This window comes from Vibrio sp. 1457, assembly GCF_033340195.1.
Classification (GTDB): domain Bacteria; phylum Pseudomonadota; class Gammaproteobacteria; order Enterobacterales; family Vibrionaceae; genus Vibrio; species Vibrio alginolyticus.
The window spans coordinates 1-15,418 of sequence record NZ_JAWOWA010000010.1; the positions used below are offsets into that span (position 1 = coordinate 1).

Below are 15,418 nucleotides of genomic sequence, written 5' to 3' on the forward strand. Positions count from 1 at the left end.
AGTAGTAATGGCTAAGTCGCTGAATTGGCGAGGTCTGCCGCGCTTGCCTTGTTTGTTTTGCTTCCACTCGGCTATCGCTTCCTCATCAATCCAAAAGGTCAGAGAACCACGGTTTATTAAGGCTTTGTTGTACTGCGTCCAGTTAGTTGTTTTGTAACGAGGTTTAGGCATGAGGCTACGATGATTAATGGGTGTAGCCGATCAGATCGTAGCTTCTTGATTTAGTTCCATCGATTTAAGCAACAAAGCCAGCTCGCGGGTGAATAGTTACTATCAAAGAACTGATAGATGAATTAGATGTTTTCACCGTGAATTTAGTTTGCAAGCAATGAAAAGGTTAGTGATGATACTGGGTAAATAAAATTTTATCATAAATAAAGCTTGCCTTTTGAATGGCTTCCTTACGGTTATTTACTTTTAATTTTTTATATATGTTGTAAACATGTGTTTTAACGGTACATTCAGCGATAAATAAATCTTCAGATATCTCACGATTGGATGCGCCTTTGATGACAAGTTTAAATATTTGAATCTCTCTCTTGGTTAAATGAGTCTGTTTCGCTTGCAGCTGTAGTGCATAAGGACGAATGTCGGTTATCATCTCTGTCATTACTTTTCTTGGCAGCCACAGATCACCATCAATTACGCTTTTTAAACAACGCGTAAAGTGCTCTATAGGTGCATCCTGGTAGATAATCCCTTTCAAATCTATGAGATACATTAATTGTGTTTCTGCTACTATCATTTCTCCAATTTCTTTAGGAAAATCATAAATTATCCATTTATTGGATAATACCTGTGATAACGTTACTTGGATATCGATAACCTTTTCTAAGGTTAGATAACTAATAAGAACGAGATCAGAGCTGATGGTCTTAGTAGATTTATTAATTTCTTGTAAGCATTTTCTTTCAAAAGAAAAATAGCCACTTTTGTTTATTTCTTGTATTATAAATTGGTTGCTAATCCCGTCATCGCCTATCAAAAGTATATGCTTTATAGCCCGATTACAATTATGTTCTTGTTCTACATAACTCATAGTTATAATTTCCGTTTTTTATTGTGCTCACTTATAGATTAGTCAATTCTAGGTAACAACGCGGAAGTTTGCCAATGTGGTATTCATATTTTGATATATGTATCGCTTTATGGCTGTTGGGATAAATTAGGTTCGATTGATATCTGCAATGTGTCTTCGTATTGACCTCCAGGTTTTTCTTCTGCGTTACCAATAACAAAGATCAGAGGAATAGGTTGACCAGTCGTAGCAGCGTGACGTGGGATACGTACACTAAATTGTGTAAGATTGACGTAGTCGTTGTCGAAGATAATTTGATAGGGAATATCCCACTTGGGTTCATGTGATTCGTGGCGTAATGCACCATGATTTGATGACTCCAAAACAACCGCATAGGCAGAGTTACTTTGAACCCATAGGTTAGGCGATGAATTGATTACTTTGTTTGAGTGTAACGTTCCTAAGTCAAGGTCATAATGTGGTTGTGATAATCCGTAAAAATGAATTTTCGCTGCTGGTGGTACATCCACAGTGACAGGAAGCAAAGTAGGACTTATTTCTATTTTGCCGTCTATTTGTGCATATGACGTAGCAACTTCTAATACGCCTCGATAGATCCCTGACGTTAACCATTGTTTAGCGGGAAAGCGCATTTGTACGGTTGCAGCAGGTTGGTTCTCGGTCAAAGTAAAGCGCCATTGATTAGCTATTGTGTTACCTGATTGCCCACTCCACTCGAAAAAGAGCGAATCTTGACGGCTACTTTTCAATGATTTACTTGTATCGTCAAGCTGTAAAACTAAGTTCAGTTTGCAGCCCTCACCAATAATATTTGCACTCACACGATAGGTATTGGTTGTTGCAAAACTGCTGTTATTGAAGACATCGTATTTTGCTTGTGTTGATACTGGTTGGATAGACAGAGAGTTAGCTTCACAAGCCCAAACAGAAGGTATATTAGCCAATGGTAGCAAGAACAACGCGCTCCGCTTTAGTTGTTTAATCGACATATAACTCTCCTAATCTGATCAAGGTGTCACTTCGTTCACTAAGATTAATAACTACTGACTCTTGTTCTTTAGTGTCAAGAACGAGTTTGTATTGCCCCGGTTTTAATCCAGAAATCGCAAAAACACCACTACGGTTTGTAAAGAATTCAATTGGTTGTTGCTGTGTTTTACCAAGGTACTGCGCAAAGCCCGCAACAAGTGAAATAGGGCTGTTACTTTGACGATCGAACAGTTTACCAATGACGGTTAATACCGCATCAGAACCAATTTGCAGTTGGAATCCTTTTTTATAGCCAGGTTTAACCCAAAAAGCGCCTTCTCCGAGATCGTAACCGGGTGGTAAGTTTTCCACGTCGTATCCGATCACTTGGCTGCTATAGGCCACAAGGTCAGGAACCAACGCAGAAGAGTCTTCATAGAGATAGACGCGTGCTTGCTTACCGTCTCGGGTAGGGTCGATGGCAATGTCGTTCTCTGCAAGGCTTTCATGTTTATTAATGATGGCAAACGCTTCTCTAACGGGTCTTCCTATTGTCACTGATGACCCTGCAAATGCCACCGCACTACTAAGCTTAAGATCGGTGCTATGATTTCTCGTATTATCACTGATGCTCTCAAGGCGAGAGGTGTGACTCGCGCTTAATTCATAGCGGTTTGCCGTATAGTTAACCCCAAGATTAACATCCGCGTCAGTCTCTTTGTTATTAATGGCACTGGCAAATGCAGAAACGCCGCCAGTGCTTCCAATATTATTTTGATAACTATAATCTAAGGCACTTTCATTGAGTTCTGTTGAATAACGACCAACGACACGTGTTTGTTTGCTGAGTGGCCAACTTAAGGTGAGAGTCGTGCTAATGTCATCGCTCCCCCTCTCGTTATTCTTATAATTAACACGAGCGCTCCACGTGGCGGGTGTATCGAATAATCTTGCAGATAGGCTGGGGCTTACAATCCAATAGTCGTTTTTTTTATCAACGCCAGCTCGATAATTTAGAGTAACAGCCGCGCGTAATGAACGTGAAAGATAGATGGATCCAAAAGCACTAGCATAATGAGTCGTTAAATTAATATCACTGCTTGATGCTTCATATGCCGATATTCCACTGAAGCTATTGCTTAAATATTCATAACTGAGGCTTAACTGTGGCTCTAGTGAGTTTGATTTAGAAAATTCGGCATCGAATGCTACTTTATAAGCGTCACCGCGACCATAAATCGGATGATCACTGTGTGAAGCGTTTAATTCAGTAATGCCTAGTTTAGAAGCGAAAAGTGCGCTAGCACCATATTGGTATAGGTTTTCACGCACTTGAGAATTAACTCCTAAGGTTAACCAAGGTGAGACACCAACATCGAGATAACCGTGAAAAATACGTTCATCCGTGAGGTATTCTAATTGTTTATTTTGGATTTCTGATGGAACGCCATACATGATACTGTATTCGAATTCGCCACTGTTTAATAAATCATTACCGGTCGCAATCGAAAATTCAATGCGTTCTTCATTTCCTGAACGATCAGTAATAACGAGCTCAATATCATTGTTTCCTTGTGCTAGTGGAATATCACTGAGATTATAACTGCCCGCACCAAGGGTTAATCTTTGTACAGGGATGCCATCGATATACACATCGACATTAGACGTGCGCTGGAGTGTGAATGATTGACTTGCACGAGGGCGTACATTTTTGGTGGGTATAAGAGTGAAGTCACGCGTCACGCCAACTCCCAAAATGTCTGTTCCATCTTGAAAAGCTTGACCACTGTTGTACATATCGCCTATTACTACTCGAGTACCTTGTTGGGGGTAATCGATATTAAGGCGTGTGCCTTCTCTAATGTAGCTTGAACCGGTTAGAGAACCATTTTCTATAAAGGATTCATATTCAAAATTAAGCATGCTTAGATTGAATGCTGAGTCGAATCGACTGCGATATAGGCTTTCTCGAGCAGAGTCTTCGTCGACAAATTGACTTTCATTGGCGGAAAGCGACACATTCACATAGCCACTCAAAAGGCTTGGCTTCGCATAATTATATAAATTTCCCGCTTCGCTCATAGATAAATTCTGTGTCAGGCTGGACTGTGGTGGGATTGTCAAGACACATTCTAATGAAGCAAAATCAAAGGTTAAACTTACCCCTGTTTGTGCGAAGTGCTGTTGAGACAATATGTCATCACCACTGGATTCTTTAAGCGCATTTATTACCTCTTGTGTCACAACTGACGTTAGGAGAGACAGGGTGTCCTCTTTGGGTAATAAAATTTGGTTGTCTGCCGTAATGGTGATGTCTGCTTCACCTAATATAGTATCACTGACCCTTAGTAAAGAGGTGAGTTTAATATCTCGGCCAGTTGGATTAAGCACCATTTCTTGGCTGTGGGCAGCAGAATTTATTATGAATAGAACCAAGCAGCACATGAAAGTGGGCGTAACCAACGTGCGCATGATCTTAAAAATGTCAGTTTTCATAACCATGATATATGCCAACGGGTAATTGAATCGAAGAAGAATGTACAGTAATAGTAGAATGAGGCGGAACAAACTGCTCACCCAGCGCCTTATGCACGGTCTGATTAATATCATCAGGAAGGTTGTCGAACCTGAGTAATGAAGTGAAGGTAAATCGATTCCCGGTGTTAGTGAGCGTTAAACTACCATGTTCACCAATATGTAACTTTATGTCCGGTTGAAGAGAAGACGAGTGAACGTGTAACAGTGCATTGTAGTGGATCTGTAGATTAATCCCAGTAGACAAACCATTCACCTTTTCAACTTGAGTACTGCTTCGATTTATATCGGCGGTGCTAAAGCGGATAAAGTAACTTTGCGACATTTCGAGAGGCACTTTACTTAGCCATTGTATTCTAAATGTTTGACGCTTTCCGGGCGCGAGCATTGCTGCGGGCGGAAACACCAAAATGTCTTCATTTGGTGAGCTAGACGTAGACGTTTCAAACGTACCATTAGGCGCAAATGTCAAACGTCGAACGTTGGCTTCAAGTGCGAGCGTTTTGGTTGAGTTGTTGGAAACTACCAACTGCGAAGTTAGTTGATGATCCGTATTTAGCTCAATGACCGTGGGGGAGAGTGTAATTCCAAACGCTTGAGTATATATAAAGCACACTATCACTCCGGCTAATAAACGCCATTGCATCGTTACTCCTCCTGTTCAATATCAATTGATAGTGTACGAATGTTGAAGTTCTCGAGTGGCAACATTTCAAAAGAACGTTTGGAGTGGGGCAATACTAACGTCCCTGAGATACGTTGTGAAATTTCATTTCCTTTTAAATAAGTAGATTGAGTGCCATCGGATACTTTCCACGTCGTGTTGGTTAATCGTCCGTAACTGTTGCCGCTATTCAGCACATCTAGAACCCAATTGTCTTTGTCGTTTTGTTTTATACTTGTGACGGAAAACTGGGGCGAGGTGTTTTGCGGACGAACATTGATGAGCGTGTTGAATCGAAGAAGTAAACTCACTTGGCCTTGATTGCTGCTGGCTCGTTCCACTTTAACTTGTTTAACCGCAACCCGATACGCTTTAGATTCAGTGATGGATGGATCGCCTAAGTAACGAATCATAACTGATTGTGCCCGGCCTGGTTCTATAATGGCAGTGACGGGTATGACCAATAATTCTTCATCCGCAGGCACAATGGTCTCGTTACCATATTCATCCATGGTCATGAAATAGGGTTGTAGTTCTACCGTCAATGGCACAGTAGAGGTATTCTCCACCCGCATCGTCATTTGAGCACGTTTCCCTAATGGTGCCATCTCGGCAGACATCGGTTCTACTTTAAAAGCATGTGCGAACATACACGTAAACGACAAAAAGAAAAATGTGAACCAACGAATCATAGCAGTGAGCTCCATCAAAAAAATCTTACATGACAATAAAGGAGGAGGCGAAATACGCCCCCTCATTCTGTACGTTTAGTTTGAGGTGATATTCACAGTTAATGTGTCAGAGTAGCCACCAGCCCAAGGAGATGTCTCGGTAGTAACAATGTCAATTGATGCACCTACACCAGTAGCCAAATTGCCTGAACCACCATAAGATTGAGAAGCTGAAACATCGTTTAGACCAGGGCCACCCGGTGCGTTCAATGTAAAGGATGCTAAACCGCCAGCAGGGTTAAATGTTGCGTCATATTTTAGAGCAAAGTCTTCATTATCATCCGACTCCAAACCACCTTCCGCACTGGTCATGGTAACGGTCGCACCATCTGCATCATTACATTTCAATTCCAGACCACCTACACTAACGCTTTGAATTGTTGAGACGTTACCAAAGTCAATTAACTGTGTGGCAAGGCCAGTCACTTCACAAACAGGTGATACATAACCAACTAACTGAACGTCACCTGGAGCGGCGTAAGCGTTAGCACCAAAAATAGCGGTTACAGCAGCTGCACAGAGTGTTAGCTTTTTCATAAGAAATTCCTTTCACTTTTGATTGTTGGCTCAATTACGGCTGAGCGTATATTGCTCTGCAGTTATTTGCAGAGTTCCTACTTTGTTACGCTATGAATTGAAGGGTATACTTCAATTTCAATAACGTCATGATAATAACCCGCATAAAGCAAGTTATTTTCGAGCGTTACCCTAAGTACTCCTCGTTGAGTAAAAGGAATAACACCAGAGCTGTCTATCATTGCGGGCGAAAGCAATTGTCTACTAAGTCGACTTTCATTTAATCGAAGCTCATCGACTTGCAACGATAATTCGTAATTTTCAATTAATTCAACGCCCTGATGTTCATATTTAAGGCCACCATATTGAGAATTGATGGTGATCCCCAAAGGGCGATTGCAATATAGTGAGAAGGGCAATGATTGCGTCTTCTGCTCAGAAAAGGTCATCACATTGCCTGATAAAAAAGTAATCTCACAACGATCTTTAATTTGACCTGCTAACCCCATGGTCAAGGTGTTCGCACGGACATAGAAAGGGATCGATAGGCTCATAACCGTTAGCGTTATCACGAATCTACGAAGAGTAAAAAATATTTTAGTCATTTACTCGCCCCTATCTGTTCAATTGCATTCGTTGTTTAACAATTCAAACTATAGAAAGCACAGACTTTGGCATAGTAGTAAAAAAAGTTGATTATTAATGGAGAGTAGGAGAAATAGTATGAGTTTAGTTAAAAGAAATGAGCCCATTTGTTTGCAATAGGTTGATATAAAATGAGTTGTATTTATTGAGGTTAAAAGTTAGCGAATAAAGAATATTTTACTTATTGTAAATGTCTGATTTATAAACTAGCAGAAGTATGCGTTTACGATATGTTTTCAGGCAACGAATTGCTAGTACAAAAAGGGGATAGGAATCGACATTTCTGGTATTAATTTATACAAATAGGTGGATTTATCTCCAGTCAGTTGATAAATAGAATATTTTTTGTTGACCTAAAATTATTATCCGTTAAAGTACGCCTCGTTCTCACGGCAAAGGTCGCGAGATAGATGGTGTCTAACCCATCGCATGATTGCGTTGCCCTGGTGGTGGAATTGGTAGACACAAGGGATTTAAAATCCCTCGGCGTTCGCGCTGTGCCGGTTCAAGTCCGGCCCGGGGCACCATCAAAATCTTTGGTGACAGAGATAAAAAATCAGAAAGGCGCCTTGGCAGAGTGGCTATGCAGCGGATTGCAAATCCGTGGACCTCGGTTCGACTCCGGGAGGCGCCTCCATTCTTTTACTTGTCCATGAGTTCCGATAGTAACCTGTAGGATCTCAACTTCTCAGATTGTTCAAACACCATCGTGTTTACCATAATTTCATCTGCCCCAGTGCGTTCCACAAGTTTCTCAATTTTCTGTCCGGTGAAGTTTGTTCCGTCGGAAACGGGTGCCAAATCCAGAACAGATAAACGAGGAAAAGACATAGGATAGTTATAGCCTGTTAATGAATCTTAACTATCATATGGTGGTGAAAGTTGACGTTTAAAAGGGGAGGATTAACCATTCACAATGGATTATTTTTCTTCAATGCTTGGAGAGCGTTTAGCTTACGAGTTTAGCTTTTGCTATGTGATAAAAGCGGCTTTATTACTGTAAGTGGCCACAGTGGTCGATATCGTTGAATATTCGCATGTAGAACGTTTCCACAGCTACTTTAGATTAAAACATAGGCCTCTTTAACAGCGAACTGCTGTTGTCGACAATAGTGAACGAGCTAGCTTTAGAACGTTTTGACTGATACATAGACTTGTCTGCCGCTGTTAATAATTCATGTACATTCGACCCATGCTCAGGATAGAGTGCAATACCAATGCTAGCTCCGACGCATAACTCTTTACCTTTAAAATGAATTACTTTTTCTATTTCTTGGATATAGCGTAGTGCACATGCAGACAGAGACGTACCTGTTGTGTGTGAACGATGAATAATAATAAATTCATCTCCACCAAAGCGGCCTACCATGTCTGATTCGTCGATAATACTTGATAATCTACTAGCTACAGATTTTAACACTGCATCACCTGCCTCATGGCCATGGCTATCGTTAATATCCTTAAATAAATTTAAATCTATAAAAAACAAACTAAACCTATTCTCACTGCCTCTGAAATTACGCGTAAGCTGGATCAAATGTTTTTCTATTGCTCGACGATTGTAGATATTAGTTAAGGAGTCGTGCTCAGACAAAAATACCAAACTTTCTTTTTGACGATTTAGAACTGAAGTTTGATTCTCTACTTCTTCTTTAAGTTTTGATTTTGATATTGTTGTGTGGTTTAACAATGCCGCCATTTTATTGAAGTAACAAGACAGATTTTCAAATTCCGTGAATTGATTTTCTGAAGGGATTTTATAGTCAAAATTTGACCTGCTTAATTGTTTTATTCCATTTATAAACCTTTGAAAGCTTCTCTTGAACTTTATTTTTATATAAAAGCATAATAGCATAACAACCAGAGAGATAAAAATAATACCTGCTTGAGTGTAATAATTTAAATTTTGTAGTTTTGTAGACTTATTATTAAGTATTTTTTTATAAATATATATTATTTCATTATTCATATCCTGGGATACAATGTTTATTCTGGATTGTATGACAGGATTTGATTTATTATAATTTACGACTGAATCATAATGGCGATCTTTGTCTAGTAAATGATTATTTTCGTATTGAACTAAAAAATACAGTTCGAGATTCATTTTTTTTAGGTCTTTAGTAAGGTATAAAACATCTTCATTTTGAGATAATAATTCGTTTAATTTGTTATGAGAAATCATGAATTGTGTGAAATTGTTTTTTCCTCTATTTTGAGTGTAAGCCCAAAGATAACTACTTAATGACTCTAATGATATTTGTATGTCCATTATTTGGTTTAATTGTTTCTTGGCTTTATAATCTTCTATTTTTATGAAGCTTATGTATACTATAACGCTGATACATAGTATTACGCTTAGACTGAATAGTGATGCTAAATAGTGGTTTAACGAACGATGCATTTTAATCTAGACCATCAAAATATGAATTGATATAGTTTTCTTTAAATATTTTTCTGTAATTTGGAATCTGTCCTTCTACATAGTTTTGTTTTAATGCCCAATTAGCTTCTGATTGTAATGTAAATAATAAAGAATTCGTTAAATTTAATCGAAAGTTATAATCATCCCAACTCCAAGATATTTCTTCAACTGTTATGTTAAGTTTTTGTGATAGTATTTTCATTGTTAAATGAGGGTTTTTATCCATCCAGTTAATTGAGTGATGAAGTGACTTTATTATTTTCATTACTTCTTGATCTGATTTTTCAATGTGTATTTCTTTTGATACAAGCAAAAAGTAAAGTTTATACACGCCAATAATTCCTATGTTCTTTACTTCTTCATTTATTCTATTCTTGGCCATAAATCCGTATGGCTCCCAAGTAGATATTGCATCGACGTTTCCTTGCATTAAATGATTTATAATAACCTGCGTTGTTGATGATATTTTTCTACTTTTTCTAAATCAATGTCATTTACCTGTAGCAACAAGTCTAAGTAATATTCGCTAGCGCTCTTTTTTATTACACCAACCTTTTTTCCTGGTAATTTATCTATACTTTCTATGCCAGACCGCTTTTTAGTTAGCAGCTTAATATCATTCGTAGAAGATGCAAAAGAAGTGATTAATGCTAAATCTTTGTATTCAAAGCTTTTAAACATCAGTACGCTTTCAGAAAAAGTGGCGTAATTAACATGGTTTTCTAGAAGTAGGTTTAAACATTCGACCCCTCCAAAGCACATGATAAGTTCGACGTTTAAATCGTTTTCTTCAAACGCACCTATGTGCTCTGCAATGATAAAAGGGGCTGACAGAGGCGTCTTAGATATACCGATTGTTGTAGGTTTGTGGATAGCATTTGATACCGTTGTTAACTTTAAATAAGCAACTACTAATGCAGAAAGAACTAAAATTATGATAACTGTAGAAATCTGTTTTGTATCCATCAAAAACAACTCCCTTCATAATAGTAGTAATTAATCTATCAGTTAAATGAGTGTAGTTGCTTATTGGGTTGATGCTAGGAGAGGAGGGGATTTATTTGTATCGTACCAAATTTATGAGTACCTAGGGGTAATTTCGGTAACTGGCTTAGATATAAAGAATTTATCTTTAGTTAGTTCAAGTTGTAGCAAATGACTGATTTCATAACATGATGATTTATGGAGAGATATCAACTTTTTAAGTTGAAAAATTGTACTCCATTTTTGCCATTTTTCTTTATCTCATACATTGCGTGATCGGCTTTTTGATACACTTCATTAAACGGTTGCTTTCCTTTGTTAAAGAGACAAACACCGATACTCATTCCTATCGTTACTTTATGTAAGTCTTGATTTATCGCTGGAATGATTGAATCTAAGAGTTGATTGCAAAGTTGGGATATTTCCTCTCGACTTGAATGCCAGTTTAAGATAACAAATTCATCGCCTCCTATGCGTCCAACTTGAGACTTGCTTGACGCAAGCTCTGTTAAGCTATTGGCGATATTGATGAGGAGGGTGTCGCCAGTATGATGGCCTAGCTGGTCGTTAACTGCTTTAAAATTATCTATATCAACAAACACTAAAGCAGACTGCTGAGACGGTTCGGTTTGAGGTTGATGATTAAAGTTTTCCTCAATTGCTTTTCTATTTAACAATCCAGTCAATGGATCACTCGAAGCCAACTTGGCCAGTTGCTGCTCATAACGCTTTTCTTTTGTAATATCGATATGAGTACCCATCATCCGTAGTGGTTCGCCATCAGAACCATACTCGACGATGCGCCCTCGATCGTAGACCCAACTATCACTGCCGTCTTTATGAATCATGCGATGAACTACCTCATAAAGGTCGGTTTTGCCAGCTAGGTGATCTTCAAATGCACCCACCGCAAGATCATAATCTTCAGGGTGGAGATTGTTTTTCCACGTTTCAACCGTCGCGGTTAACTCATGGGGCTGATAACCTAGCATTTTGCCCCACTGCATATTGAATATCGTCAAAGTACCTGAAGGAATATGCTGCTCCCACAAACACAGTCCATTACTGTCGAGTGCAGCATTCAACTTTTCTTGTAGTCGCGCATTCTTCCGCTTCAGCTCTTCATTTTCTTTTTCTAAGCAGGCAATTCGAGTTAGATATTCTTCCATTTTGCGCATAATTTACGTCGTTTTCGGAGCGACAATATACGAAAAATACTTTGCAATTTCTATGATTGAGCTTGGAGATATAAATATTGAATATGCGGTAAATAATAAAGAATCGGTGATGTTACTTAAGAGCAGCAAAGTAAATGCTTGGAAAACAAAGAAGGAAATAGGGGGTAAGCGAGGGGCTCTCCTGGTGCAAAGTCTTAAATGGAGGCCTTTGCACCGGGACTACTGAGGGCTAGCGGTTTAGTGCACCACAACGCTCAGGTTGGTATGTGATATCGACAATTTCAATTGTCTTCACTTGATTATTTGGCATTGGCCATTCAAGTTTTTGGCCGACAGACAAACCGATCAGTGCGCTGCCTACGGGCGCAAAAATAGAGATATCATCACTGCTTTTCAGTTCAGAAGGGTAAACCAGTGTCTTTGTCATGGTTCTATCTTCACCTGAAAATTTAAACTCTACAGTCGAGTTCATCGTGACCACGTTATCTGGCATTTGTTCTGGCTCAAGAACTGTTGCTCGGTCGAGCTCTGCTTCTAATTCCACAAGCTCCGCTGCGATGTTTGGCATTTTATCCAACAAGGCCGTGATTCGGTTCATATCTAAGCTTGAGATGTAGATAGAATTGTTTTCTGACATTTTATGACTCCCAAATAAAAGGCCGCCTCACAAAAATGGGACGGCACTCTATATGTCAATTACGGTATCAATCATATGGACGCTATTCCATATGAACTAAACCCGATTTTAGTCTTTATAGTGCGACTTAGCTAGTAAAAAATTTTTGTTGTGAAGCTTGATTTTTCTAAATCTTTCAATCACTTCAGATATTGTTCTCTGATCACCTTGAAACGGTGAAGTCAAGTGAGTGCGTCGTTTAGAAGCAAAACAGGATTTATCGTAGGTGTGCTCGGTTTCGATGGTCAGCCTTACTTCATAAAGCAAAACGGTATAGTCCGTTGCTAGCATGGCTTCGGTTATCTCAGTTTGTTAAAACTACCAATATCCGTTAATAAATTACTTTTTATTTCGCAATAGTCAGATAAATACGTTCATCTACCCCTTTAGGGTAGTTTGAAATTGTAATTGATTTACATCATGTATTAATTTTCTTTCACAATTAACAATGAGCTCAGTGATAAGAACCTAACCCTTAGGAATTATAATGAGCAAGTTGAAGCTAGTAGTCATCGGTAACGGTATGGTAGGGCACCGTTATATTGAAGACTTAGTCGAGAAAGCTGATATGTCTAATATAGACATTACGGTTTTCTGTGAAGAACCTCGTGTCGCATACGACCGTGTGCACCTTTCCTCTTACTTTTCTCACCATACTGCAGATGAACTTTCTTTAGTAAAAGAAGGCTTCTACGAGAAACACGGTATTAACATGCTGATCGGCGAACGCGCGATTAACATCAACCGTGAAAACCGCATTGTTTACTCAAGCACTGGCCGTGAAGTTCAATACGACAAGCTGATTCTTGCTACTGGCTCATTCCCATTTGTTCCACCTATCAAAGGTCACGAAAGCAAAGACTGTTTTGTTTACCGTACTATCGAAGATCTTAAAGCGATCGAAGCGTGTGCGAAGAAGAGCAAATCAGGCGTTGTTGTCGGTGGTGGTCTGCTAGGTCTTGAAGCAGCAGGCGCACTGAAAGCACTGGGTGTAGAAACACACGTTGTTGAGTTCGCACCAAAGCTGATGGCTGAGCAACTTGACCTTGCTGGTGGTAACCAACTTCGTCAAAAGATCGAGCGTATGGGCGTGAACGTTCATACTAGCAAAAATACGCTTGAGATTGCGCCAGAAGGTAAAAGTGCTCGCAACGTTATGCGTTTTGCTGACGGCACTGAGTTAGAAACAGACTTCATTGTATTTTCAGCGGGTATTCGCCCACAAGACAAACTGGCTCGCCAAATGGAGCTAGAACTTGGCCCTCGTGGCGGTGTTGCTATCAACGACCATTGTCAGACTTCTGATGAGAACATCTACGCGATTGGTGAGTGTGCGTCTTGGAATGAAATGTTCTACGGCCTTGTTGCTCCGGGTTACAAGATGGCGACCGTTGCGGTTGATCACCTACTAGGTAACACAGAAAGCAAATTCGAAGGCGCTGATATGTCTGCGAAGCTGAAATTGTTGGGCGTGAAAGTAGGTTCTATCGGTGATGCGAACGGTCGCACTGAAGGTTGTAAGAGTTACGTTTACCAAAACGAAGAGCAAGAAGTTTACAAACGTCTTATCGTTTCTGAAGACAACAAGAAGCTGCTAGGTGCAGTACTCGTGGGTGATACGTCTGACTACGGCGATCTGCTTCAATTGATGTTGAACGAAATCGACCTACCAGAACACCCAGACGCATTGATCCTTCCTGCACACGCAGGCGCTGAGAAACCAGCACTAGGTGCAGACGCTCTACCAGAAAGCGCAGTGATCTGTTCATGTTTCGATGTAACCAAAGGCAAGATCGCACAAGCGGTTGCTAATGGTCACCACACATTGGGCGACATCAAAGCAGTGACTGGCGCTGGCACAGGCTGTGGTGGTTGTATTCCTCTAGTCACTTCTGTTCTAAACGCAGAGCTTGCTAAATCTGGTATCGAAGTGAAGAACGACGTTTGTGAGCACTTTGCTTACTCACGCCAAGAGCTATTCCACTTAATCCGTATTGAAGAGATCAAAACGTTTGATGAGCTTCTGGAGAGATACGGTAAAGGTTACGGCTGTGAAGTATGTAAACCACTTGTGGGCTCTATTTTGGCGTCTTGCTGGGGTGAGCACATCCTTAAGCCACAACTGGTTAAGCTTCACGACACGAACGATAACTTCCTAGGTAACATCCAAAAAGACGGTACTTACTCTGTTATCCCACGTATGGCGGGTGGTGAAGTAACACCTCAAGCACTGGGTGCGCTAGCGAACGTTGCTGCTGAATACAACCTATACACCAAAGTAACCGGTGCTCAACGTATTGGTCTGTTTGGTGCTCAAAAAGACGATCTTCCAGAGATCTGGCGCAAGCTTATCGACGCTGGTTTCGAAACAGGTCAAGCGTACGCAAAAGCACTTCGTATGGCGAAGACATGTGTGGGCTCAACTTGGTGTCGTTACGGCGTTCAAGACTCTGTTGGTCTGGGTTCTTACATCGAGAACCGTTACAAAGGCATTCGTACCCCTCATAAGATGAAGTTCGGTGTTTCTGGTTGTACTCGTGAGTGTGCGGAAGCACAAGGTAAAGACCTTGGCATCATCGCGACTGACGCAGGTTGGAACATGTACGTATGTGGTAACGGCGGCATGAAACCTCGTCACGCAGACCTACTTGCAAGTGACCTAGATAAAGAAACACTAATCAAGTACATCGACCGCTTCATGATGTTCTACATCCGTACTGCTGCGCCACTACAACGCACATCAGTTTGGATGGAAAACATGGAAGGTGGCGTTGACTACCTACGCGAAGTGATTGTTAACGACAAGCTTGGTATCAACTCTCAACTAGAGGCAGACGTAGCGAAGCTTGTAGACGAGTACGAGTGTGAGTGGACTGCGACCATCAACGACGAATCACAACTGACTCGTTTCGCGCACTTCATCAACTCTGACAAGCGCGATGACAACGTTGTGTTTGTACAAAAGCGTGAACAGCACCGCCCAGCAACCTTCACGGAAAAGCACCCTGAAGCGAAAGGCGACATCCTACACGTAGCGATCACTGAAGCATAAGGGA

At 40.3% G+C, this 15,418-nt stretch carries 14 protein-coding genes and 2 tRNA genes; 3 read left to right on the forward strand and 13 right to left on the reverse strand.

All coding sequences use genetic code 11. The annotated features are described in order from the left end of the window. The 8 genes from R7Z41_RS12220 to R7Z41_RS12255 all read right to left on the reverse strand — a co-directional run. Positions 1–171: transposase (locus tag R7Z41_RS12220; protein ID WP_318136370.1), on the reverse strand; the 171-nt coding region annotated here is incomplete at its 3' end. Between the two features lie 166 nt (positions 172–337). Continuing rightward, on the reverse strand, positions 338–1,039 hold the full coding sequence (locus R7Z41_RS12225) for a response regulator transcription factor (RefSeq protein ID WP_169643992.1): 702 nt from the start codon (positions 1,037–1,039) through the stop codon (positions 338–340). A 107-nt stretch (positions 1,040–1,146) separates the two neighbouring features. Next, on the reverse strand, positions 1,147–2,028 hold the full coding sequence (locus R7Z41_RS12230) for a hypothetical protein (protein WP_169643994.1): 882 nt from the start codon (positions 2,026–2,028) through the stop codon (positions 1,147–1,149). After that, complete coding sequence (locus R7Z41_RS12235; protein ID WP_169644015.1) at positions 2,018–4,402, reverse strand: fimbria/pilus outer membrane usher protein; 2,385 nt, start codon at positions 4,400–4,402, stop codon at positions 2,018–2,020. Before R7Z41_RS12235 ends, R7Z41_RS12230 begins: the two co-directional genes overlap by 11 nt. Before the next feature lie 91 nt (positions 4,403–4,493). Then, a complete protein-coding gene (locus R7Z41_RS12240; RefSeq protein ID WP_169643996.1) occupies positions 4,494–5,189 on the reverse strand; it encodes a fimbria/pilus periplasmic chaperone in 696 nt (231 codons plus the stop codon). Positions 5,190–5,191: 2 nt separating this feature from the next. Continuing rightward, positions 5,192–5,899, reverse strand: a complete 708-nt coding sequence (locus R7Z41_RS12245; RefSeq protein WP_169643998.1) for a molecular chaperone — start codon at positions 5,897–5,899, stop codon at positions 5,192–5,194. Between the two features lie 75 nt (positions 5,900–5,974). Continuing rightward, positions 5,975–6,475 (reverse strand): hypothetical protein, encoded by a 501-nt coding sequence (locus tag R7Z41_RS12250; RefSeq protein WP_169644000.1) that lies wholly within the window; start codon positions 6,473–6,475, stop codon positions 5,975–5,977. Between the two features lie 77 nt (positions 6,476–6,552). Beyond that, positions 6,553–7,059: a hypothetical protein gene (locus R7Z41_RS12255; protein ID WP_225492135.1), complete on the reverse strand. Its 507-nt coding sequence runs from the start codon at positions 7,057–7,059 to the stop codon at positions 6,553–6,555. A gap of 480 nt (positions 7,060–7,539) precedes the next feature. Here R7Z41_RS12255 and R7Z41_RS12260 point away from each other — a divergent pair. Beyond that, positions 7,540–7,626, forward strand: a tRNA-Leu gene (locus tag R7Z41_RS12260). Positions 7,627–7,662: 36 nt separating this feature from the next. Next, positions 7,663–7,736, forward strand: a tRNA-Cys gene (locus R7Z41_RS12265). A 429-nt stretch (positions 7,737–8,165) separates the two neighbouring features. On the opposite strand, the gene R7Z41_RS12270 is transcribed toward R7Z41_RS12265, so the two are convergent. From R7Z41_RS12270 to rnk, 5 genes are all read right to left on the reverse strand, one after another. Beyond that, entirely contained in the window at positions 8,166–9,371 is a 1,206-nt protein-coding gene (locus R7Z41_RS12270) for a GGDEF domain-containing protein (protein WP_224721242.1), read from the reverse strand. 133 nt (positions 9,372–9,504) lie between these two features. Next, the gene (locus R7Z41_RS12275) at positions 9,505–9,906 is read right to left on the reverse strand and encodes a hypothetical protein (RefSeq protein ID WP_225477817.1); all 402 of its coding nucleotides are present in this window, start codon (positions 9,904–9,906) and stop codon (positions 9,505–9,507) included. A 56-nt stretch (positions 9,907–9,962) separates the two neighbouring features. Next, the gene (locus R7Z41_RS12280) at positions 9,963–10,490 is read right to left on the reverse strand and encodes an ABC transporter substrate-binding protein (protein ID WP_318136369.1); all 528 of its coding nucleotides are present in this window, start codon (positions 10,488–10,490) and stop codon (positions 9,963–9,965) included. A gap of 227 nt (positions 10,491–10,717) precedes the next feature. Then, a complete protein-coding gene (locus R7Z41_RS12285) occupies positions 10,718–11,677 on the reverse strand; it encodes a GGDEF domain-containing protein (RefSeq protein WP_025767735.1) in 960 nt (319 codons plus the stop codon). A gap of 238 nt (positions 11,678–11,915) precedes the next feature. Beyond that, the gene (rnk, locus tag R7Z41_RS12290; protein WP_005376048.1) at positions 11,916–12,323 is read right to left on the reverse strand and encodes a nucleoside diphosphate kinase regulator; all 408 of its coding nucleotides are present in this window, start codon (positions 12,321–12,323) and stop codon (positions 11,916–11,918) included. A 526-nt stretch (positions 12,324–12,849) separates the two neighbouring features. Between rnk and nirB the strand changes: the two genes are divergently transcribed. After that, positions 12,850–15,414: a nitrite reductase large subunit NirB gene (gene nirB, locus R7Z41_RS12295; RefSeq protein ID WP_213971866.1), complete on the forward strand. Its 2,565-nt coding sequence runs from the start codon at positions 12,850–12,852 to the stop codon at positions 15,412–15,414. Positions 15,415–15,418 lie beyond the last annotated feature (4 nt).

Coding starts and splice junctions, on each gene's coding strand:
- R7Z41_RS12225 (WP_169643992.1), bottom strand. CDS start 1,039: ATGAGTTATGTAGAACAAGAACATAATTGTAATCGGGCTATAAAGCAT.
- R7Z41_RS12230 (WP_169643994.1), bottom strand. CDS start 2,028: ATGTCGATTAAACAACTAAAGCGGAGCGCGTTGTTCTTGCTACCATTG.
- nirB (WP_213971866.1), top strand. CDS start 12,850: ATGAGCAAGTTGAAGCTAGTAGTCATCGGTAACGGTATGGTAGGGCAC.
- R7Z41_RS12270 (WP_224721242.1), bottom strand. CDS start 9,371: ATGGACATACAAATATCATTAGAGTCATTAAGTAGTTATCTTTGGGCT.
- R7Z41_RS12275 (WP_225477817.1), bottom strand. CDS start 9,906: ATGGCCAAGAATAGAATAAATGAAGAAGTAAAGAACATAGGAATTATT.
- R7Z41_RS12245 (WP_169643998.1), bottom strand. CDS start 5,899: ATGATTCGTTGGTTCACATTTTTCTTTTTGTCGTTTACGTGTATGTTC.
- R7Z41_RS12285 (WP_025767735.1), bottom strand. CDS start 11,677: ATGGAAGAATATCTAACTCGAATTGCCTGCTTAGAAAAAGAAAATGAA.
- R7Z41_RS12235 (WP_169644015.1), bottom strand. CDS start 4,402: ATGGTGCTTAATCCAACTGGCCGAGATATTAAACTCACCTCTTTACTA.
- rnk (WP_005376048.1), bottom strand. CDS start 12,323: ATGTCAGAAAACAATTCTATCTACATCTCAAGCTTAGATATGAACCGA.
- R7Z41_RS12240 (WP_169643996.1), bottom strand. CDS start 5,189: ATGCAATGGCGTTTATTAGCCGGAGTGATAGTGTGCTTTATATATACT.
- R7Z41_RS12250 (WP_169644000.1), bottom strand. CDS start 6,475: ATGAAAAAGCTAACACTCTGTGCAGCTGCTGTAACCGCTATTTTTGGT.
- R7Z41_RS12280 (WP_318136369.1), bottom strand. CDS start 10,490: ATGGATACAAAACAGATTTCTACAGTTATCATAATTTTAGTTCTTTCT.
- R7Z41_RS12255 (WP_225492135.1), bottom strand. CDS start 7,059: ATGACTAAAATATTTTTTACTCTTCGTAGATTCGTGATAACGCTAACG.